This is a genomic window from Ruminococcus sp. 5_1_39BFAA (genome assembly GCF_964240875.1).
GTDB lineage: Bacteria > Bacillota > Clostridia > Lachnospirales > Lachnospiraceae > Blautia_A.
Genome location: NZ_CAXSVO010000014.1, coordinates 1 through 21520 on the forward strand (window position 1 = coordinate 1; position 21520 = coordinate 21520).

Here is a 21520-nt window from a genome sequence, read left to right on the forward strand (position 1 = left end):
CGACAGCAAAACCTTACATATCTATTTCTTATCAGAAAGATTCACTTTCCAAAGACACAAGATTTTTTACAGCCTCATTTATGATTTATATGTTTCTTTATATCCTTCTCCCCAATTCCACATAGCGTCAAGAATGGGTTTCAAACTCCGCCCAAGGTCTGTCAGAGAATATTCCACTCTCGGAGGAACCTCCGCATACATCTTGCGGTTTATGAGTCCGCTTTCTTCCATATCCCGAAGCTGCGCCGTTAATACCTTTTGCGATACACTACCAATGGACTTCTTCAGTTCTCCAAAACGTTTTGTACCGGGAAGCAAATCCCGAAGAATCAACACCTTCCACTTATCACCAATGAGCGTTAAGGTTGTTTCAACCGGGCAAGCCGGTAACTCTTTTTTTACAGTTTGTTCCCATATTGCCTATCTCTCAATATAGAAGTCATGATGACAAGTGATTCCGGTGCTGTGATCAGCCCCCGGTTAGCAAACTCACGTTCCTGTTCATCCTCGAAATGCAAGAACTGCCGAAATAACACCTTTCATCAGAGATTCCTCCTTAAGTTTGCCTGAATTGACTTATTTTCCGAGTACGACGGAAATTCTGATCTCCTTTTCTGTCTCGCTTAGATCAAGTTCGCCGCCGTCTGCGACGCTCATGCGAAGCTCATACAGTGTCCCATCGGACAGCATATTGGCAGCCGCACCGGTTTCATCCGTGAACGACCACAGTTCTTTGGAGACCTCCGTCAACTTGCCATCAGCACCGTAAGCATAGAGCTTTAGGTCGGAGGCATTGCCAGATAGGTTGTTCATCCGTAGCGCGACGGTAGTTTTGGGGTGGACGTTTTCTGCGCTTACGGTGTAACCCCAGCTGGCAACACTGCCTTCTCCGCCATCTTCGGTAAACTGCTCCTGAGTCAGCACATTCCTTGCGGCCTTGTCCAGATCGACCTCGCGGTACGGCATTTCAGGCAGATACACGAACCGATCCTGCAAGCGAAGAAGCTCCAGATAGCCCGTCGGGCAGTAGAGTGCGTTGCCGCTGTTTCCAGCGTATATACCGATGGCCATATTGTTATAACCGTATTTATTCGACACATCCATAGTAAAGACGGTCTCACCTGTTTCAAAGTCCAGAATGATGTACTGCCACATGCCGCTCTCCAGATCCTGCACATAGCCGTAAATATAACCAGTTGCAGTAGAGAGCTTCATGATCGACGTGTCACTCAGGTCGTTTCTGCACCAAACACTTCTCATCTCATAGCCGGTATCGGTTTTGACCGTGTCAACACGCTCCACGCCGGGCGCGATCATGACGTTACCCTTTGTCAGCCAGTTCATATCATAGATATTGGCATAGCTCTGGATAGAAGAGTCGCTGTCGGGGTTCGACAGAGCTGCGTTGCCTGCGCCGAACCAGTTGCACACGATTGTGCTGACGTTGCCTGCACCGTCGTCATAGACGATTGCAGAGTTTTCGACGGCCACCTGATAGCCCTCGGGCAGGTCGTCCAGCACCGGTAGGCTGGCAACGACCTTGCCGGTCTTCATATCGAGCGCCAGCAGATTGACAGGATCCTGATTGTCGGTGAACAGGACAAGATCGGGTGTCAGTGACGGAGAGCAGCCGCCACCCCATGCAAGGCCGCCACCGGTAGTCTTGTCGCCCTCGCCGCTGACCTTTGCGCCGACGCTCTCATACGGCGTACACCAGACAACCTTCACGCTGCTATCAGCACGGAGCAGATAGCAATTCTGGTTTGTCAGGATCACCGCGCCATCCTTGGAGGCGGCGATGCCATTTTCCGCACCTTCACCGGGCGCCAGGTCATAGACGAAGACTGCATTGGAAAGATCCGTCTGCTCACCGCTCAGAATCGCATCGATCGCCGAACGCGCAATATAGCCGATCACACCCTGCTGCGCCCGGTCGGGATAGATACGGAAACCACCCGTGGCAAACCAGAGATTTCCCTCGTAGTCAAAAACCACGGACAGAAGATTCTGCTCCAACGTCTTGCCAAGCGCAGCCTCTGCGGCTGCTTTGATGTCAATATCCAACACCTTTTCAAATTCAGGCAGGACGTTTCCTTCTTCATCAGTCGCCCGTAGCATCAGCACATGGTTATTGCTGGTGGGGCAGACAACGCGATTCTCGGAATCCAGAAATGTATAGGAACTCTGGATCACATAACCACCGCCGTCATGCTGTTTCGGAGAAAAATAGCCAAGCGTCTTCGTTTCTTTGGCGTTCAGATCACGGATGGCGATGCCGCCGAGCAGCGGAACCACCGCGTGTCCGTAACTGTCAAAATAAATGGCGGGCGAGGCGTTCGCGTTGGTTTTCTCATAAGAGACATTGATTTCCGGATAGATGCCAAGTGGCAGAATCTCATTCGTGGAATCGGTGTTATATCCATCGTGATGAATATTTGCGTCGCTCTTCGCCATATAAGGGTTTTCGTCTACCCGTTTTGCATGCAACGCTTTCACCGGCAAATCGGCGGTTGCCGTATGATAAGTGGCTGTATCCGGTGGCAGCGTCTCGGAAGCTAATGTCTGCTTTGCACTGTAAGCAGACATCGTCAGGCATATCGCAGCTGCCAACATCAAAGACAGTGCGGAATGAAGTGTTTTTTTCTTTTTCATTTTCATAGACAAATCCTCCGTAATTTCTTATCGTTTGTTTTGAATCGATCAGCTATTTGCTCTTTCAAACCAAATGATCAAACCTTGTTTGAATGCTTCTTCGGCAATCAGTTTTGGCAGGAAGTAGTCCACTCTCAGCATAAATGCATGGAGCGAAAAATCCAGAACGCTACACCATATGATCCCACATATGGGATAAATGGAGCGAAGGTGTTTTGCCGCATTTAGCCCTGCCACGCCGGAAAATGCAATGACCACATTGGTCGGTGCAATTTTCTGCACATTTTCAAAAAAGAGTTCCTGATCTTGGTATTGCACAATTTGAGGGAACATGCCTTTCTCGCTGCAAAACCGGGCAATTTGCTCTGCATAATACTGGCCCTCCATTTCTTTTTCTGCCAGCACGGCAATGTGGTACACAGATTCCCCTCCTTCCTAAATCCAATTACATGCCTTGCTTGTTTTTAGTATAAAAAGCTGTCCGACTATTTCAAGCGGGGTGTCACGAAAGCCCCAATAATGGCATGAATTCTGAGTCTGGACCATAGTCGCTCCAAAGGAAATGTGATATAATTATTTTGGAGTATCATATAGGGAGCTACTTAACCATGAGAATCGCAATTGTTGATGATCTTGCTGATGAACGGACATTGCTGAGAAACCGGTTGGAACGGCAACTGCGGAGTCGGAATGTGCAGGCAAGCTTATTTGAATATACAAGCGGCGAAGAATTTTTGGAAGCAGAAGAGGCACAGCATTTCACTGTCGCATTTTTGGACATCTATATGGCTGGAGCAAACGGAATTGAAACAGCGAAGGAACTGCGCAAGCGGGACACCGACTGCCTGCTGGTCTTCACCACGGCCTCGACCGATCATGCGTTGGAGGGTTTTCAGGTGCGTGCTATGCATTATCTTGTAAAACCCTTTACTGAGGAAGATATTGACCGTTTAACAGACGAGCTTCTTTCAAGAATTCCTCGCCCGGACAAATATATGGAACTGAAAGTAGGCGGAAGTGAGATTCGCCTGTGCTATCAGAATATCGTCTATGCGGAGCATTTCGCCCACATGATCTATGTCCACACTACCGCAAAAAGGACGCTTGCCACGCGCCAACCCTTCAAGGCGTTCATAGCGCCGCTCAAGGATGAGCCACGCTTTTTTGTGTGCGGACGCGGTGTGATCGTCAATCTGGAGCATACTGTTGATTTTGAAGATGCAGCTTTTCGCATGGATGATGGGAGTCGCGTGTTTGTCAGTCAGGAACTGTTGAAAAGCGCCCGACAGGCTTTTATGGAGTATTTGCTGCAAAGGGGGTATATGTCGTGACAGATGCACTGCGTCCTGTTTTTGAGCTTTGTGTTGTGCTACCGGGGCTTTTGCTCGCGTATTTCCCAGTGAAATCCTATTTGAGACAGCCGCTGCTGAAACTCATTACGTGGATCGTGCCGCTGCTCCTGTTTCTTTCTGCTGTTGGGGGAGCGGTATGTTATCAATACCATATTTCCGCGGAACCAGCGCTTACATCTATCGTGTTGATTGCAGTTACCATATATATAAAAACGCTCCGGGGTTCCATGTGGAAATCCGGAACGGTGGCTTTATCTGTTTGTGCTGTATTTGCCTGCATCAATAGCCTTTCAAGAGCCATCAATGCCGCCATGCTGATCGATATGCGCTTGACGGAGGCCGAGCCATGGCTTTGCCTTCGGGCGGTCGTTTGCTACAATGTGCTTTGCTGGCTGTTTGCCGTCATCGCGTATTATCCCGCGACACACGCGGCACGAAAGATGGTGGAAGACGAGAATTTCGCGCAGACCTGGTATGTGTTCTGGGTTTTGCCGCTTGTGTTTATTGCGCTGAATTTGTTTATGATTCCGAAGTATCAAGATACGCTCTATACCGGACGGGTCTTACAGGGTTATATCGTCATCAGCATTGCACTGCTGATCCTGCTGCTCTTGTTTTACGCTATTTTTTTGATGATGGCAAACAGCTTGAACCGGAATGCCAGACTACAGCAGGAAAACCAGCTCCTTTTCATGCAACAGCAGCGATACGAAAATCTCAAAACCGCCATTGAGGAAGCCCGGCAGGCACGGCACGATATGCGGCATCACCTGAATCAGCTTTCTGCACTTGCCGAAGAGGGGAATCTTGATAAACTCAAAGTATATCTTGCCGGTGCTGTTTCCAGAATTCCTAGCCTTGATATGCGCCTCTGTGAAAACCGGGCGGCGGACAGTGTGGTCAGTTATTACTGTGCTCTTGCAAAGCGGGAAGGTATCCCATTCTACGCGCAACTTGATCTACCCGAAAAGATTCCTGTCAATGAAATCGACATGTGTCTTGTCCTCTCCAATCTGCTGGAAAATGCACTGGAGGCCAGTCTACAGGCGGCTCCCTCCCGGCAGCAAATCAAGGTGACTTCCTATCTGCATGCCAGCAGGTTGCTCCTGATTCAGGTTGAAAATACATATGACGGAGTAATCAAAGAAAAGGACGGAGTATTTCAGTCCTCCAAGCGAAAAGGAAATGGTGTCGGACTTCAGTCTGTTCGTCACATCGCGGAGAAATCCGGTGGCGCGAGCACATTCTCTTATCAAGCTGGCATTTTCTGTGCAAAAATTATGATTTGCGGGTAAATAAAAACAGGAAAAAAATAATCTCGTATAAAAAGCGCAATAAAAAGCGCAATAAAAAGCGCAATAAAAAGCGCAATAAAAAGCGCTTGCTGTTTTGGTAAAAGGCTAATGCAGCAAGTGCTTTTTTGTACAGACTTATGTTAGTCTTTTATACTAAGGATAGAAATATTAAAATGAATATGACAGATAAATACGAGGAAGATGAAAACAGTCGTTACTTTGATAATAGCCGTTTTCTCCAGACAATGACATAGTCAGGATGCACCAGCATGAATGATGTCAGTGACTACTATCGGAGCAGTGTCAGTTCATCGGCAGGCTCGGATACCTCTTATTTAGATGAACGTTTTACAGATTAAATTTTTTCACAGAACGATTATACACTGTTCAATGGCGACCATGTAAAGGTACCTACCTCATGCGATCATGTGTATGCGGATGACAATGGGAATGTTTATGTGACCAACAGTACCTAATTTATCAATAGAAGCAGCAGAAACGGAAGGAATGGCTGTGCTGTGGATGTAACAGTTCCTTCATTGCAAGAGGAAGAAGTGTATGATACAATCAAATTAATTATCGCTCTTAGAAAAATATCGCAATACACATTGAGGAGAATGTCTTAAAGTAATTCGAAAAAATATTTGACATGAAGGTGGAGGAGAACAGTGCAAAAGAAATTCACATTATGCGCAGGAAGTGCAGTAATTTTATGTGTGATTACCGCAGCAGTAATCCGAAACTTATCTTTTACAAATCCTTACCTTGATGCCATATGTTGCTTTTTAAGACCGTTTATTTACATAGGACTGTATTCGACTTGGGCATTTTCCTTTCAGAAGAGGATTATTCAAACAAATACACGCCGTTGTCTGATCTTAATTGCAGCTCTGATGATTTTCTGGATGTTTGTCCGTATGTGCAAATACCAGATGCCATATGAATTGCCGATAGCTTTACGCTATGGCTGGTATCTCTACTATATTCCCATGCAGTTGATTCCAACCGCCAGCCTTTATCTGGCATTTCACATGCGGCAGCCGGAAAATTACCGGCTTCCACGATGGACACACTGGCTGTTTCTGACTGCGTTGATTCTGATAGGACTGGTATTAACAAACGATCTGCATCAACTTGTGTTCTCTTTCCCGGAGGGAAAACTGGGAGAAGCAGCATCTTATGAAGTGGGCGTATATGGGTATGGACCAGTGTATTATTTGATTATCACATGGGATATCGGTTGTGCACTGGCGGCTGTTTGTATGATTTTGTTTAAATGCCGGGTGGTAAGGAATAAGAAGCTGCTCTGGTTTCCATTCAGTGCGTATGGACTGGCTGTAATATATGGGATTACTTATTGTCTGGATTTGCCTTTCTGGAGAATGCTCACAAGGGATATGACGGCTGCTTTCTGTCTTCTGTTTGCCGCGATTATCGAGAGCTGTATTCAGTGCGGCCTGATTCCCTCTAATACAAGCTATGCGCAGTTGTTCGAGTCCTCTGCTATTGCTGCACAGATCACAGATACGGACGGAAATGTATGTTATCGTTCAAAGGATTCCGGGGAAATCAAAGCGGAAACCGTACATCGTGCGCTGGAGAGACCAGTGATGATGGAAAATGGAATTCGCTTATCGGGAGCGCCGATCCGGGGCGGTTATGTGCTGTGGAAAGAAAATCTGTCAGAGCTGCAGGACATATTACAAGAATTAGCTGACATGAAAGAAGAATTGAAAGATGCAAATGTGATAGAGGAAGAAAACCTGAAAGCCAAAAAACAGATGGCAAAACTGTCTGTAAAGAATCAGCTTTATGATAAAATGCAGAAACAGACTTCCAGGCAGATTATTCTTCTGACCAGGTTGATCGATGAGTATTCTCTGGCGGAAAATGAGCAGCAAAGAAAAAAGATACTGGGAAAGGTTGTTGTCATCGGTGCATATATAAAAAGGCGCAGCAATCTTATATTTATTGCAGAACATAATTCTATCATATCGGTAAGAGAACTGGAATTATGTTTTGAAGAAACCATAAGAAATCTGGAATTGAGTGGTGTAGCCGCAGGCTTTCTTGTGATAAAGGAAAGTTCTCACTGTCCTTTATCACAAATGACTGGGAAAATGATCTCAAGTGAAGCAGCGATGCGAATTTATGATTTTTCTGAAGCGGTCATTGAAGAATCACTGGATAGTTTATCCGCACTCTCAGTAACACTGAAACAGAAAAATGAAAAGCTGGTGTTATCCATAAGTGCAGAATGTGAAGCGAACCTGACGGAAATAGCCGGACGCTATGGTGCAGAAGTTGAACAGGATTTTGATGGTGCATGGTTACTTTCTTTCTCTGTGAAAGGAGGGGAAAGCAGGTGATGAAATCTTTTGGAAACAATTCCCTGGAATTTCAAATGGTTTTGGTTGTTTTTTTCCTGATGACAGCTTTGACATATTTTCTATTGATCATATATGAAATTACCTGGAAACAGAAATGGAAGCGGATTATAATAAATATGGCAGTGTTTACGGTGACTTTTCTCACAGCTTCATGTTTAAGCGTGAGATATCTTTTTTATGATTGGGAACAAAATTCATTTATACTTTTTAAAATTCCTTATGTTGTTTATGTTGCTGCCGGAATTTGCGGAATCGTATTCGCAGCAATGCAGATTAGGGATGCTTTCAGACAAGGGAAAAATCATTTACAGGGAAATGCGATTCAGGAAAGTCTGGATAACTTACCCAGTGGAGCGGGATTTTTTGATGAACAGGGGATGCCTGTACTGATTAATCGACAGATGTACAGAATCTGCAGATACTTAACAGGGCGGGATATTCAAAGTGTAGCAGAGCTTCGGGAAGCATTGGAACATCCTCTGGAAGGCAGTGTGTCTTACGATCCGGATTTTCAGGTATATTGTTTTCCAGATGGAAGTGTATGGAAATTTTCAGAAGATTTCATAGTTGCAGAAAATGGAGAACGGTTCCTGCAATTTCTGGCTTCAGAAGTATCTGAATTATATCAGAACAAGCAGCTTCTGGAAAAAGAAAACAGGAAGCTTCAGGAAATGTCTGTGGCTATGAAAGAGCTTTCCAAAAATATTGTGATACTGACCAGGGAGGAAGAGACGCTGGCCATGAAAATGCGGGTGCATGATGATCTTGGATACAGTGTACTGGCAGCACATCGTATGCTGTTACAGGATTCTGAAGAAACCAGAGAGGCGTTCCTTTCACAATGGAACAGGATTTTGAGCTTATTGAGAAAAGACAATGAGCCTGCGGCAGAGACGCTTCATCAGATGGTGCAGGAAAGAGCCGATGCTCTTGGATTGAAAGTCTTTTATACAGGAGAAATCCCGGATGATCCGGGGGCGGCTGAACTGATGGATGTGATTTTTTTGGAGGCGCTTTCAAATAGTGTACGCCATGCCGGGGCAACGGAACTTTATGTAAACATAAGCAGCGGGATTCATGAGTGGGTGTTTGTGATCACAAATAATGGCAGGAAGCCGGACAAAGAGATTGAGGAAGGAGGCGGCCTGTCTGCAATACGGGAAAAGGTGGAAAATTGTAATGGTACTGTCAGTATCCGTTCCTTTCCGGAATATTCCCTGACAATAAATATACCGAAAAAGGAGGAGCATGTATGATCAGCGTACTCATTGTGGAAGACCAACGTATGGCGCGTGAGGATATGGAAAACTATATTCAGTCAAGCGGTAGATATTCCCTGGCAGCTTCTATCACGAATGCAGCTATGGCGGAAACCGTATGTCGCCGGAGTGGATGTGATCTTGTTCTGATGGATATCTGCACGGAAAACGACGCAAGCGGTCTGATTGCTGCAGAGAAGATCAAAAGAGCAATGCCTCAGACAAAAGTAATCATTGTTACTTCCATGGCAGAATGCAGTTTTATTGACCGGGCGCACAGGGCAGGTGCAGACAGCTTCTGGTATAAGGATGCCGGTAAAGAGGAACTGTTAGAGGTTATGGACCGTACAATGCAGGGGGAGAGTATTTATCCGGATGCTCCTCCGGAAGTGATGATAGGAACAGCAAAAAGCTGTGAATTTACCCCGGCAGAAATAGATGTCCTCCGGCTCGTAGTAGAAGGACAGTCCTATAAAAAAATTGCGGAAACTCTGTCTATATCGCCGGAAACGGTAAAATGGCATATCAAAAATATGCTTCAGAAAACGAACTTTGACTCAAAAACAAAACTGGCAGTAGCAGTTACAAAGAAAAACTTAATAATTAATGGATTTTAGAAAATCCTGTCGCTTTCTTTCACAGAGGGCGGCAGGATTTTTTTGCGTCATCATAGAAAATTGCTCCCCATTTTCTTATGATACAAAAGTCCCGCAAGATGTGTGATTTGTTCCATCCCACCCATATGGGGAGTGTGTGAATTTTTGAAAAACGATATAATTTTATCATATAAAGGCTGAAAGTGTATTTCATAACAACAGGGAGGAAACAGATCATGCGAAGAGTAGTCATTGATATGCAGAATCATTTATTCTCAGATGCAATAGCCAGAGTGCTTCAGGCGTATGATTCTGATTTTTTTACAGAGATGTCGGAAGCGCCGGATAAGACTGCAGACCTTTGCAGGATTGTACAGCCGCATATTTTAATGATGGAAATTGCTGTTCATGCTCCCTGGTCGCTGAGTGAACGTCTTGCAATTTGCCGGGAGGTACAAAGATATGTTCCGCACTGTAAAATCATATTCACTGTAGATGAAAAATCAGACAGTGAAACGGCCAGAAAAGTTGTGGAATGTAAGAAAACAGGTCTGATTGACAATTTTATTTATAATACCATTTCTGCCAGTTATATGATTGCTATTTTAGAGAGCCTGTAACTTATTGGAAGGAGAAGCTTTGTCTTGTTGTAAAAACGGAAGATATTTGAAAGGATAAGGGAGGATAATGCTTATGAAGAAATCATTTTATATGTTGGGTTTATTGCTGCTTTGTGTACCTGCCGTATCTGTCCGGGCAGAAGAAAACACCGTCTGGAAATACGATGATTTGAATATGCGTCTGGAGCGGGAAGGGGAAGTGAGCGGTGATGTGGAGGTTCCCTCTGTAATAGATGGACATGAAGTGACAGCGCTTGGATCTGGTTCTTTTAATGATCAGCACAGCGTGACTTCTATAACGTTTCCGAGCAGTATAGAGGCTTTGCAGAGCGGGAGTATCTGTTTTATGGATGGTTTGGAAAAGGTTCAGCTTTCGGAGAATCTGACGACTATAGAAAGCGGGAATTTCAGCGACTGCCCCGCATTGACCAGTGTAACAGTTCCTGCATCGGTGAGTTATATTGAGAGTTCTTTCTGCTGCTGTGAAAACCTAAAAGAAATACGTTTTGAGGGTGTATGTCCCATATTTGGGGGAAATGACTGGAATTTTGATGGTCTGCCGGATGAATGCGTGATTTATGTCCCGGATGATCAGTTTGATGTTTATGCGGAAGCTCTTGCTGATGCTAACAACGCTGCTGACAGGCTGCAGCCCAGTGGAAAAAATGCTGTCACAGTGGATTTTACTGCTCCGGAGGAGGATTTTGAGTTTGATCCCGCTAATGGTACGATTACTGGTTATACTGGTTCCTCTGCCCGTCTGGAAGTTCCGTCAGAAATTGACGGCGTGCCGGTGAGAGCCATCGGTGATGAAGCTTTTTACAGCTGTTATTATATCTATTATGTTACCATTCCGGAAGGCGTGGAGACGATCGGGACCCGCAGCTTCCGTCAGGCATGTAATCTGGGATATGTCAGTTTTCCTTCAACGCTGAAGACAATCGGGGAGGAAGCGTTTTGCAATGCGCAGATAGGGAACATTGAATGGAGGGAAGGTCTGGAGGAGATCGGTCCCCGTGCATTCTGTTATGATCATGAAACGGTTCTGACGCTTCCATCTACGGTCAGGAATATCGGGGAGAGCGCTTTTGAAAATTCCAGATGTTCGGAACTGTATCTGAGCGGTGACCTGGAAAAAATTGATTCCAGGGCCTTTGCGGGAACATCGCTGTATTACATGGTATTTGACCTTTATGAACCGGTCGACATTGCACCGGATGCCTTTGCGGATAACTACATTGAAGATCTGGATCTGCCATGGGACAGCAGTTTTGAAAACAGGGATGCCTATGCGGCGATGCTGAAAGAACAATGTCCGGATTGTACGGTATGGATCAACAATCCTGTCAGCGGGGGTGTTGCGGAATATCCTGACTTAGAAGCGGTGACGATCACAGACGGCGTGTGGGCGGCCTATTCGGGTGAGACCGCAGATCTGACTATCTGGGTGGCCTATAATGATATAGAGGTGACTGCACTTGGCGATGCATTGTTTAAAGGAAACAAGAGCATACGGTCTTTCTATCCCCACCATTGCGGTTGGTTTACCACGATAGGCAAAGAGGCTTTTGCTGACAGCTCGGTGGAATATGTGGAACTGTTCGGTTCCATCACAACGATCGGAGACGGAGCATTTCAAAACTGCGGGAATATGACAGAGCTGACGATTCCTGCATCTGTGACTAGCATCGGGAAAGGTGTATTAGCGGGATGCATGAATCTTCGGAAACTGACGGTTCTTTGTGATCCGTCCATCCTTCCTTTGGATTTTCTGGCTGATTGTACCGGCCTTGAGGAAATTTATGCCGCTTCGGATGCGTCAGATGAACAGATAGATTTACTCGGTACATTGGCTGGACGCCCATGGTATCATCCGGTTACACGTACGGGTGAAGCGCCCCATGAAGTACAGGTGATGCCGTATGAGCCTCTTCCCGGAGAGGACTTCTGGTATGATGAAGAATATAATCGTCTGGATAGTTATGAAGGATATGAAGTGAATCTGGTATTACCACGTGAAATTGACGGTGTACCGCTTACAATGGTTGGCGGCGGTATGATGAACAGAGCATCTTATGGCGATAATTATGAGATGGAGCTTCCGGTACGTTCACTGGTTATCCCGGAGACCTACACAGAGCTTCCTTCCTATGTTTTTGAAAATTGTGAGACACTGGAAACAGTGATCTGCTATGCACCTGTTGAAAATCTCCGGGAAGGAACTTTCCACAACTGTACCAATTTGCGAGAAGTGATCTTCGTGAATGGCGTACGTAATCTGGAAAATTATGTTTTCAGGGGCTGCCCGAGCCTGGAAACGGTTTATCTGGGAGAATACGTGGAAGAGGTGAGTGAATCCGCTTTCCAAAATGAAGATGGAAGTATCGTATTTGCGTTGGAGGACTGCCTTACCTCTCCGGACCAGATGCCTGATGTGGACGCCCTGCTGGCGGCAGTCAAGAGTGATCCCATCCCGGCACCGGAACCGGAAACGGAACCGATTGCCGTACCAATCGGAGAAGAGGGCGCAGCCTTCTTTGGCACATGGTACGGCAAGACGATGGAAATGGAGGGCGAGGTCATCGGTTTGGAAGAATTCGGCATGACGATGCAGCTTACCCTGAATGCCGATGGCACGGCGGAGATGTTTGATGGCGAAGCGGCAGATATGTCTGTGTGGTCGTTCTCGAATGGCATTGCATATATTGATACCATGCAGGGTGCCTTGACAGACAGCGGGGAACTGTGTCTGGAAGAAGATGGTGTGAAGGTGAATTTCTCACGAGAGATTCCGGAGAATGGGACAAAACCGATAACAAAGTCCGAACCGGAAGCAGCGATCGGATCGGTAAAAAAGACTGATCTGGGAGTAGGGCCTGAATCGGAAAATGTAATGCTGGTAAATGAGAAGACTGTATCTGGCGAAGATGCCTGCGATAATCTCGCCATGCACAGGCAGACACTTCTGGACACAAATAGTATCTGCGGTGTGATTTTTCTTGGCTATGTAGATGGAAGTGCGGATGACAGAAGCTGTCTGAAACAGGTTTTATATGACAGAGGTAATATGGATGAGTTCCCGTTTTTGTCAGACATTCCGGATGAACGTATCGTGGAAAATGAATATGGAAGTGAGCTTTATTGTATTTTCCCTTATGATCAGAGTGCTTCTGTGGCAGTGAATGAATATGTTTATGATGGACCGGATGATTACCTTGGAAGAACAGGTAATGTATTGTATCGGAGCGAATATGGAGATCCGATTATTCTTCGCTGCAACGCAAGTGATATCATAAGAGACACCGAAATCACGATCGTGGATTCTCAGAGAAATGTGTTGGTATGGCAGCCAGGGATCAACCTCAACGATGGAAGTGTAGATGTGCCATGGGAAGAACCTTACGTTTATGATATGACATACAGAAATCAGGATAATTGGTGTATGGAGGGAAATTTCGGCCTGAGCGTTATGCAGGTAGTAAATTGCCAGGAATGGGTTTCACTGCGGCAGGAACCGGATGTGAATTCAGCACGTTTGGATATGGTGCCGCTGGGGGCAATTTTACGGAATTGCTTTAGAGCTTCAGAGGAATTCTATTATGTCGAATACAACGGACTGAGTGGGTATGTGCATGGAAATTATCTGAAAGAACTTCCCTCTCCGCAAGGGGAAGCAGGCTCTGAGCACCCGAAGAGTGAGAATGGTTATCTCTTTGGAATGGAAGGAGAATGGGAGACAGATGTTCTTGTACAGGAAAATGGGACAGATATGGTTTACACGCTTCAATTTTTGACTGATGAGAGCGGAGTGGAGGGAGAATTGACTTTTTCCTTCGATGATCCATGGTCAGACGGTGTTTCCACCTGGTATGGAACGTATTTTGCTTATAATCCCGCGGAATATACCTGTGGGATGTATATGTATTTCCTTGATACACCGGACGGGCAACGCTATGGAGAAATATATGTTGCATTGGAAGACAATACGATGACAATTACAGAAGTGTCCGGTGATGCATTCTGGCCGTTTACTTTCAATTCAACAGAAACATTGAGGTTCTATCCATATAGATAGTTGGATTTGTCCGCATTGATTGATACCATGTAAATGGCTGCAGTGAGGAGTGAAGAGATGAGGAAAAAAAGAAAAATCTGTATTAGCATGGCATGGCTTATGGCTCTTGCATGGATGCTGGTTTTGACGGCTTGCGGAACGAATAGAGGGCAGAAAGAGCCGGTCACTCTGACCATTTGGCATGTGTACGGCGGACAGACGGATTCTCCACTGAATGATATGATTGACGAATTTAATCAGACGATAGGAAAAGAGGAAGGGATTTACGTTCAGGTTGCCTCTGTTACCAACACGAATACCATCCATGAAGATGTGCTGGCTGCGGCAAATCAGGACCCAGGCGCGGCAAAACTGCCGGATCTGTTTGTGTCTTACCCAAAAACAGTACTTGCAATGCCAGATGAAAATATTTTGGTAGATTATCGGGATTATTTTAGTGAAGAGGAATTGGAGATGTATCTTCCCGGGTTTTTAGAGGAAGGCAATATAAATGGTAAGCAAATGATTCTTCCGGTGGCAAAATCCACGGAAATCATGTACATCAATAAAACTGCGTTTGACCGTTTTGCAGACGAAACCGGTAGTGGGCTGGAGGACTTAAACACCTGGGAAGGGTTGTATGAGACCGCTGAAAAATATACGGCATGGACAGACGCTCAGACCCCTGATGTTCCAAATGACGGAAAGCCGTTCTTTGTCCATGACTATCATTTCAATTATTTTCAGGTGGGGACAGAGTCGTTAGGAGAAGATTTTTTTGATGGAAATACCATCGCATTCGGAGAAAAATTTGAACAGGCATGGGAGGCCTATGCAAATGCGGCGCTTCATGGGGCAGTGTGGCTTGAAAATGGTTATGCAACAGAGGCTTTAAGAACAGGGGATGCCATCGTTTCGGTTGCCTCTTCAGCCAGCATTCTTTACTATTCGGATGTGGTGACGTATCCGGATAATAATTCGGAACAAATCGAAATCATTGCAAGGCCATGTCCTGTTTTTAGAGACGGCGAAAAGCTTGTCATGCAAAGAGGCGCTGGAATCTGTACCGTGAAATCGACTCAGGAGAAAGAAAAAGCCGCCTGTAAATTTTTAAAATGGCTGACAGAACCGGAAAAAAATGTAGAATTTGTTACACAGGCCGGCTATATGCCGGTGACTCAGGAAGCTTTTGATACATATCTGCCAGAGGCTGTAGAAAATCTGGAAGATCCAAAGTATAAGGAGTTATATCAGGCATTTCAGGAGACACAGCGGGAATATGAGTTTTATACACCACCGCAGCTAACCACTTATCTTGAACTGGAAATGGACTTTGAAGAAAATGTAAGACTGTTGCTGAGAGCTGGAAGAAATTCTTTGCTGGCACAGGGGATGAAGGAAATCGATCTGGCAGGAAAAAGCTGTGAAGTTCTGGAGCAGCTAAAGAAACGATATGGATAATGGTGAGCCAGTATGAGATTGAAAATAAAGGATTTGCTGCGGATGACAAAGCTGGCAGAGAGTAAAAGTGTCAGTATGCAGCGCAAGCTTATGGTATATTGGACGGTTATGATTTTAACAGTTGGCTTTATGATGCTCTTTATTCTCAGTTTTACAGGGGCTTTCTCTAATCAGGAACGGAGACTGCAGGAGTGTCTGGAATATCAGTTGGAGTATTTGGATGTTTCCCTGTCACGTCAGCTGGATGATCTGACTGCCCAAAGTATTACGCTGTCAAAACAGTTGAGCAATGAGATTACGCAGCTTCTGGAAGTAAACGGAATGACGGTATCGGAGCTTGATAACCAACCGGAACTGCTGGAGAAGCTGCAGTTTGCTATGTATGAAAAGCTCTATACCACTCTGCAGGTTTGTGAATGCAGCGGCGCTTATTTTCTGCTGGATGCTACGGTCAATACGGAAGCAGAAAATGCCGGACACTCAAGAAGCGGCATGTATCTGCGGTTTGCAAATCTGAATGACAGAAATACATCCGGCAAGGATGTGGTATATTTTCGGGGTATTCCTGCTATTGCAAGGAACGAACAGCTGGAATTGCATAACCGATGGGAGTTAGAATTTGATACTTCACTTTTCCCGGGGTATGAGGAACTGATGAATAACGGCGTGAACCGTCTGGCAGAGTCAGGATACTGGACAAAAAGTTTTCCTCTCACACAAACATGGGAAAATGTCATGCTTCTTGGTGTTCCTGTTCTTGATGGGCAGGGTAACGTCTGTGGTATTTGCGGTGTGGAAATCAGCTCTATCTATTTTGACCTTTCTTATCCTGCCCCGGATAGTAAGTTTGGAACGATGATATTGATATTTGCCCCCGTTGGAGAAAATAATATGGAATTGGGGAAAGGGATGGCTGTAAGTGATGCTTATTTAGAACAGTCAACTTTCCTGGAGATAAAAAAAGAAAACCATTATTTTTCCCGATATAAGAGCGAGAATGAGACTTATGTGGGAATGCACAAGCAGCTTCGGGCAAAAACAACAGATGGGAGGCACATGGGGGTTGCTTTGCTGATTCCGGAAAGTAGTTTTCGGTCGGCTGCTTTCTCGGCCAAGCTGAAAATAGCGTCTTTTTTTCTGATTTTCCTGGTGCTTATGCTGGTACTTTCCGTTTATCTGACCTGGCGGTTTGTGGCGCCTATTTCTAAAAGTCTGATGGCGGTCCAATCGGAAGAACTGTATAAGGGACAGCAGTCAGGAATTTCAGAAGTAGATATGCTTGTGAATTTTCTACTGACAAAGTCTGATGTACAGCCAGTAAATGGAACTGCACTGCCTCCGGATATCGAAGAACTGTTTACAAATTTTGCTTCCCGTTCCCAAGATCTTACTACAGCAGAGAAGGGAATTTTGAAATATTACATAGAGGGGTGCGATGCAGCAGAGATTGCGGAAAAAGCATTTATCAGTATGAGTACGGTCCGGAAGCATAGCGGGAATATATACAGAAAATTAGATGTAGCATCTAAGGACGAACTGATGCTATATATAGAACTGTTTAGACGGTGCAACCGCCTGGATGATTTGTTGGACAGATAATTAAAATATATGGCACTTACACTACTGTTTGACAAAAGTGATGTGAGTATACCGGAAAAGCAAACATCAGTAAAGGTTTTAGCATGGTATACTTGCGCTACTTTTGCAGAAAAGTGGTGCGAGTGCCATATTTTTTCCGTAATAAGAATGTTATAAAGGGAGTATCAGATAGTGCGCAGCACAATAAAACAAAAAGGAGAAATGGATTATGAAAATGAAAAAGAGAATTATTGCATCAACAGCTGTTTTAGCGGCATCGGTTATGTTATGTGCAGTGAATGTAGATGCGGAGATCACAGATCCAGGCGATTACATGGGAGAATGGTATGCAAACTACATGATGGACGGGCAGAATGGAATGAGAATGAATTTGGCAGGTATTATGGGTGGTTCCTATTTATTTACCCTGAATGAAGACGGAACCGGATCGGTTGCTTATTTCGGCCTTGAGGATGCCGGGGAAGAGGAAGCTGAGCACATCGCATTTACCTGGGAACTTACGGATGAAAAAATAGTTTTAAAAGCAGAGGATGGTTCAGAGACAACCTTAGATGACGTGGACGGTGAAGTTCTGGTGGATATGGGAGATGATACCTGGTTTGCTTTAGGGCGTGAATTGATCCAGGAAGATCTGGACTGGGATGCGCTGATGGAGGCGATGGATGATGAAGAGAATGAGGAAAAGGCAAATACGCCGAAAGAGAATCCCTATGTCTATCATCCGGAAGCACCGAATACAGAAGCTGTGATTGCTGCCTATATGAAGAGCTACAGTTTCGGAAGCGAGTATGAAATCGCTGTGGACGAGGGGAACGGAACGTTTACGGCTGACAGACCGGGCGATGAGTATTCAGAGGCGGAGCATATTGAGGGAACCTATGAGGTCACTGCAGATAACTTTGTTAATATTAAATGGGTTTACGATGAGGAATATGGTTTTGAACAGGTTTATGAAGGAGCTGAGTATGTGGAAAGGTGGAACACATATACTGTGAAGGAAGATCTCAGTAATGTGCCGGACGTCATTGCGGCAATGGCAGATTTCATGGATTATGAGCACCAGTATACGGCAGATTCCGTGATATTGACAGAAACTTCTGATACAGAAGGAACGGCAGTTCTGAAGGACGGGGATTATGAATTTACCTATGATTATTCCATCGTTCCGGGTGTGGATCCGATCCTGACGATCAGTTATTACGATGAAGAACAGGAATATACTCCCAAGTGGGATAATTATAATATGCGTCAGTAGTGAAATGGACAGTTTTTATATTATTTGAGAGGCGGTGTGGAGACAAGTGAAACAGAACATAGATGAATATCTGGAAGACTGCTCGACACAGAAAGAATTTCAGTATCAGATTCGTTGTGAGAGTTGTGGGAAAATATGGAAAAGCAAGTCAAGACTGTTCTCTCAGGCCTGCATAACTCCTTCTACAGAAGGAAAAAGAATTATTTATCAGACGTTGTATCAGAAAGAGAAAGCGGAAGCTTTCTCTCTGGCAGCAAAAGAAGCAAAAGAGGTATTCAGTAGATGTCCGATCTGCGGTCATCTTGTATGTGATAACTGTTTTTTGCTCTGTGAGGAAATTGAAATGTGCAGAGACTGTGCCGCACGGCTGAATGAAACGGGGACACCTGTCGGAATGTAATGGGGGAGAACAGGAATGAGATGGATGTACTTTTTGCAGAGCACCTTTGAGTGGACAATAAAGTAGGGAGGAAGAAAAACATGGGTTTAATCAAAGCGGGAATCGGAGCCGCCGGCGGTGTATTGGCGGATCAGTGGAAGGAATTTTTTTACTGCGAATCAATGGACAAGGATGTTCTTGTAAAAAAAGGAAGTAAACGAACTGGAAAACGATCTTCCAATACAAAGGGAGATGAGAATATTATTTCAAACGGCTCTGTGGTCGCGGTAGCAGATGGACAATGCATGATGATCGTGGAACAGGGAAAGGTCGTAGAGGTTTGCGCGGAACCCGGCGAGTTTGTGTTTGACACCTCCACAGAACCCAGTATTTTTGCGGGGAATCTGGATGAGGGAATTGACCGGACGTTTGAGGCCATTGGAAAGCGGTTCACCTTTGGCGGTGATACTGGAAAAGACCAGCGGGTTTATTATTTTAATACGAAAGAATTAGTGGATAATAAGTTCGGAACTGCTACACCGATTCCATTTCGGGTTGTGGATACCAATATTGGACTGGATGTAGATGTATCCGTGCGCTGTAATGGAAGTTATTCTTACCGGATTGCAGACCCAATTTTGTTTTACACAAATGTCTGCGGTAATGTGGCATCAGAGTATCGAAGAGAAGAAATCGACAGCCAGCTGAAAGCAGAGTTTTTAACTGCGCTTCAGCCAGCTTTTGCAAAAATATCTGAACTTCAGATACGGCCAAGCGCAATTCCGGGACATGTGTTGGAGCTGGCGGATGCCATGAATGAAGCACTGACAAAAAAGTGGTCACAGCTTCGTGGATTAGAAATAGTTTCTGTCGGGGTAAACCAGGTGACATTGCCGCCGGAAGATTCGGAAATGATCAAGCAGGCACAACGCACGGCGATTATGCGTGACCCGTCAATGGCTGCGGCTACCCTTACAGGAGCACAGGCGGATGCCATGAAAATGGCGGCATCCAATGAAAATGGAGCTATGATGGGCTTTATGGGAATGGGAATGGCAGCACAGGCAGGAGGCATGAACGCACAGAGTTTGTTTGCCATGGGGCAGCAGCAACAGGCAGCGCAGCAGACAGCTCCGTCCCCGGCGCCTGCGCAAAATAGCTGGAAATGCTCCTGCGGAGCTACAGCGACCGGGAAATTCTGCCCGGAATGTGGTGCAAAGAAACCGGAGCCGGTGCAGGCAGGTGCCTGGAAATGTAAATGTGGAGCCACGGCGACAGGGAAGTTCTGTCCGGAGTGCGGCTCTCCGAAGCCTGCGGATGCGGACGGATGGACCTGTTCCTGCGGAACGGTAAATAAAGGGAAGTTCTGTCAGAATTGTGGAGCGAAGAAACCGGCGGGTGTACCAATGTATCGGTGTGACAAGTGTGGTTGGGAGCCAGAGGATCCGGCACATCCCCCGAAATTCTGCCCAGAATGCGGTGATGTTTTTGATGACAACGACATGAAGTAACCAGGAAAGGAGAAATGCTAATATGGGACTATTTGACAAAAAATACTGTGATATTTGTGGAGAAAAAATCGGCCTATTGGGAAATCGTAAGCTGGAAGACGGCAACCTCTGTAAGGATTGCGCCAAAAAGCTCTCGCCATGGTTCAGTGAGCGGCGCAGCAGTACCGTGGCAGAGATCAGGGAGCAGCTTGACTGGCGTGAGGCGAACCGCGAGCGCACCGCGCAGTTCCGCACCACCCGTACATTCGGCGAGAGAACAAAGCTCTTGCTGGATGAACAGCACCGGTGGTTTGCCGTGACGCGCGAGAGCAATCCTGCCACGGACAATGCTGACGTGCTGGACATTTCGGCCATCACTGGCTGCCGCACGGATATCGACGAGAGTCGCACCGAGCTGAAAATCGAGACGAAGGACCAAGACGGAAAAATCGTCCGCAAAAGCTACAACCCGCCACGGTACGAATATGACTATGATTTTTATATTATCATTTCCGTGAATGTGCCCTATTTCAGTGAGATGAAATTTAAGCTGAATGACAGCTGTGTACACATTCCTTTCCAGCCTACGACAATCAGGTGGACCGGCAGCAGCTTCCTTCAGGATCGCCATGAAGAGCCTCTGTATGATCCCTGCTACCGCGGTTTTAGGGAAGCGTGCGACGAGATTTGCAGCCTGCTTGAGCAGATCCGCAGCGGTGCGGTGAGCGGACAGCAGGTAGGTGCGACCGCACAGAGCAATTTTTCCATTGAATCGCTTATTCCCGGGCTTTCTTCTTCACCCGCGGCGAAAAAAGCGGTTGAGGAAGTGTTTAGAATCACCACATGGAGATGTGCGTCCTGCGGTTGTCCGAACAACAACACCCTTACCTGTCAGCAATGTGGAGCACCCTTCTCGGACGAAAAAGTACTGACAAACCTTAAAAATTTGGCATTTGCCGCTGCAATGGAAGAAGGTGTTGCGCCAAGCAATACCGCTATGCCGACCGATACTTCCGTCCAGAACAGTGCTGTCGCGCAAAGCTGGAGTTGCCCTTTCTGCGGTGCGGCAAATCAGGGGAAATTCTGTGAGAACTGTGGGGCAAAAAGACCGTAGAGAC

Annotated in this window: 16 protein-coding genes; 13 read left to right on the forward strand and 3 right to left on the reverse strand. The window is 45.8% G+C overall.

What is annotated here, in order from left to right:
* Positions 1 to 78: 78 nt before the first annotated feature.
* The 3 genes from ACESZH_RS14455 to ACESZH_RS14465 all read right to left on the reverse strand — a co-directional run bounded on the left by ACESZH_RS14455 (position 79) and on the right by ACESZH_RS14465 (position 3072).
* A complete protein-coding gene (locus tag ACESZH_RS14455; protein WP_373217476.1) occupies positions 79 to 417 on the reverse strand; it encodes a winged helix-turn-helix transcriptional regulator in 339 nt (112 codons plus the stop codon).
* Positions 418 to 576: 159 nt separating this feature from the next.
* Positions 577 to 2652, reverse strand: a complete 2076-nt coding sequence (locus ACESZH_RS14460; RefSeq protein ID WP_373217475.1) for a hypothetical protein — start codon at positions 2650 to 2652, stop codon at positions 577 to 579.
* A gap of 48 nt (positions 2653 to 2700) precedes the next feature.
* Positions 2701 to 3072, reverse strand: coding sequence for a response regulator (locus ACESZH_RS14465; RefSeq protein ID WP_373217470.1), 372 nt, complete (start codon positions 3070 to 3072; stop codon positions 2701 to 2703).
* A gap of 188 nt (positions 3073 to 3260) precedes the next feature.
* Here ACESZH_RS14465 and ACESZH_RS14470 point away from each other — a divergent pair, with 188 nt between their 5' ends.
* The 13 genes from ACESZH_RS14470 (at position 3261) to ACESZH_RS14530 (ending at position 21516) form a co-directional block, all read left to right on the forward strand.
* Positions 3261 to 3983: a LytR/AlgR family response regulator transcription factor gene (locus ACESZH_RS14470; protein ID WP_373217469.1), complete on the forward strand. Its 723-nt coding sequence runs from the start codon at positions 3261 to 3263 to the stop codon at positions 3981 to 3983.
* Between the two features lie 248 nt (positions 3984 to 4231).
* Entirely contained in the window at positions 4232 to 5299 is a 1068-nt protein-coding gene (locus tag ACESZH_RS14475) for a sensor histidine kinase (protein ID WP_373217468.1), read from the forward strand.
* A 716-nt stretch (positions 5300 to 6015) separates the two neighbouring features.
* Complete coding sequence (locus ACESZH_RS14480) at positions 6016 to 7668, forward strand: histidine kinase N-terminal 7TM domain-containing protein (protein ID WP_373219927.1); 1653 nt, start codon at positions 6016 to 6018, stop codon at positions 7666 to 7668.
* Positions 7665 to 8945, forward strand: coding sequence for a sensor histidine kinase (locus tag ACESZH_RS14485; protein ID WP_373217465.1), 1281 nt, complete (start codon positions 7665 to 7667; stop codon positions 8943 to 8945). The genes ACESZH_RS14480 and ACESZH_RS14485 overlap by 4 nt, the downstream gene beginning before the upstream one ends.
* Positions 8942 to 9565 (forward strand): response regulator transcription factor, encoded by a 624-nt coding sequence (locus ACESZH_RS14490; protein ID WP_373217464.1) that lies wholly within the window; start codon positions 8942 to 8944, stop codon positions 9563 to 9565. The genes ACESZH_RS14485 and ACESZH_RS14490 overlap by 4 nt, the downstream gene beginning before the upstream one ends.
* A gap of 215 nt (positions 9566 to 9780) precedes the next feature.
* The gene (locus ACESZH_RS14495; protein WP_373217463.1) at positions 9781 to 10164 is read left to right on the forward strand and encodes a hypothetical protein; all 384 of its coding nucleotides are present in this window, start codon (positions 9781 to 9783) and stop codon (positions 10162 to 10164) included.
* 73 nt (positions 10165 to 10237) lie between these two features.
* Entirely contained in the window at positions 10238 to 14239 is a 4002-nt protein-coding gene (locus ACESZH_RS14500; protein WP_373217462.1) for a leucine-rich repeat protein, read from the forward strand.
* A 57-nt stretch (positions 14240 to 14296) separates the two neighbouring features.
* A complete protein-coding gene (locus ACESZH_RS14505; RefSeq protein ID WP_373217461.1) occupies positions 14297 to 15679 on the forward strand; it encodes an ABC transporter substrate-binding protein in 1383 nt (460 codons plus the stop codon).
* Positions 15680 to 15691: 12 nt separating this feature from the next.
* Entirely contained in the window at positions 15692 to 17278 is a 1587-nt protein-coding gene (locus ACESZH_RS14510; RefSeq protein WP_373217460.1) for a helix-turn-helix transcriptional regulator, read from the forward strand.
* A gap of 208 nt (positions 17279 to 17486) precedes the next feature.
* Positions 17487 to 18533: a hypothetical protein gene (locus ACESZH_RS14515; protein ID WP_373217459.1), complete on the forward strand. Its 1047-nt coding sequence runs from the start codon at positions 17487 to 17489 to the stop codon at positions 18531 to 18533.
* A gap of 46 nt (positions 18534 to 18579) precedes the next feature.
* Positions 18580 to 18933, forward strand: coding sequence for a hypothetical protein (locus ACESZH_RS14520; RefSeq protein WP_373217457.1), 354 nt, complete (start codon positions 18580 to 18582; stop codon positions 18931 to 18933).
* 80 nt (positions 18934 to 19013) lie between these two features.
* Entirely contained in the window at positions 19014 to 20423 is a 1410-nt protein-coding gene (locus ACESZH_RS14525; RefSeq protein ID WP_373217456.1) for an SPFH domain-containing protein, read from the forward strand.
* 22 nt (positions 20424 to 20445) lie between these two features.
* Positions 20446 to 21516, forward strand: a complete 1071-nt coding sequence (locus ACESZH_RS14530) for a DUF4428 domain-containing protein (protein ID WP_373217454.1) — start codon at positions 20446 to 20448, stop codon at positions 21514 to 21516.
* Positions 21517 to 21520: the final 4 nt, after the last annotated feature.

Bases quoted from the DNA above. Each gene is read 5' to 3' on its own strand.
- ACESZH_RS14460 (WP_373217475.1), bottom strand. From the start codon at position 2,652: ATGAAAAAGAAAAAAACACTTCATTCCGCACTGTCTTTGATGTTGGCA.
- ACESZH_RS14470 (WP_373217469.1), top strand. From the start codon at position 3,261: ATGAGAATCGCAATTGTTGATGATCTTGCTGATGAACGGACATTGCTG.
- ACESZH_RS14475 (WP_373217468.1), top strand. From the start codon at position 4,232: ATGTGGAAATCCGGAACGGTGGCTTTATCTGTTTGTGCTGTATTTGCC.
- ACESZH_RS14490 (WP_373217464.1), top strand. From the start codon at position 8,942: ATGATCAGCGTACTCATTGTGGAAGACCAACGTATGGCGCGTGAGGAT.
- ACESZH_RS14495 (WP_373217463.1), top strand. From the start codon at position 9,781: ATGCGAAGAGTAGTCATTGATATGCAGAATCATTTATTCTCAGATGCA.
- ACESZH_RS14500 (WP_373217462.1), top strand. From the start codon at position 10,238: ATGAAGAAATCATTTTATATGTTGGGTTTATTGCTGCTTTGTGTACCT.
- ACESZH_RS14505 (WP_373217461.1), top strand. From the start codon at position 14,297: ATGAGGAAAAAAAGAAAAATCTGTATTAGCATGGCATGGCTTATGGCT.
- ACESZH_RS14510 (WP_373217460.1), top strand. From the start codon at position 15,692: ATGAGATTGAAAATAAAGGATTTGCTGCGGATGACAAAGCTGGCAGAG.
- ACESZH_RS14515 (WP_373217459.1), top strand. From the start codon at position 17,487: ATGAAAATGAAAAAGAGAATTATTGCATCAACAGCTGTTTTAGCGGCA.
- ACESZH_RS14525 (WP_373217456.1), top strand. From the start codon at position 19,014: ATGGGTTTAATCAAAGCGGGAATCGGAGCCGCCGGCGGTGTATTGGCG.
- ACESZH_RS14530 (WP_373217454.1), top strand. From the start codon at position 20,446: ATGGGACTATTTGACAAAAAATACTGTGATATTTGTGGAGAAAAAATC.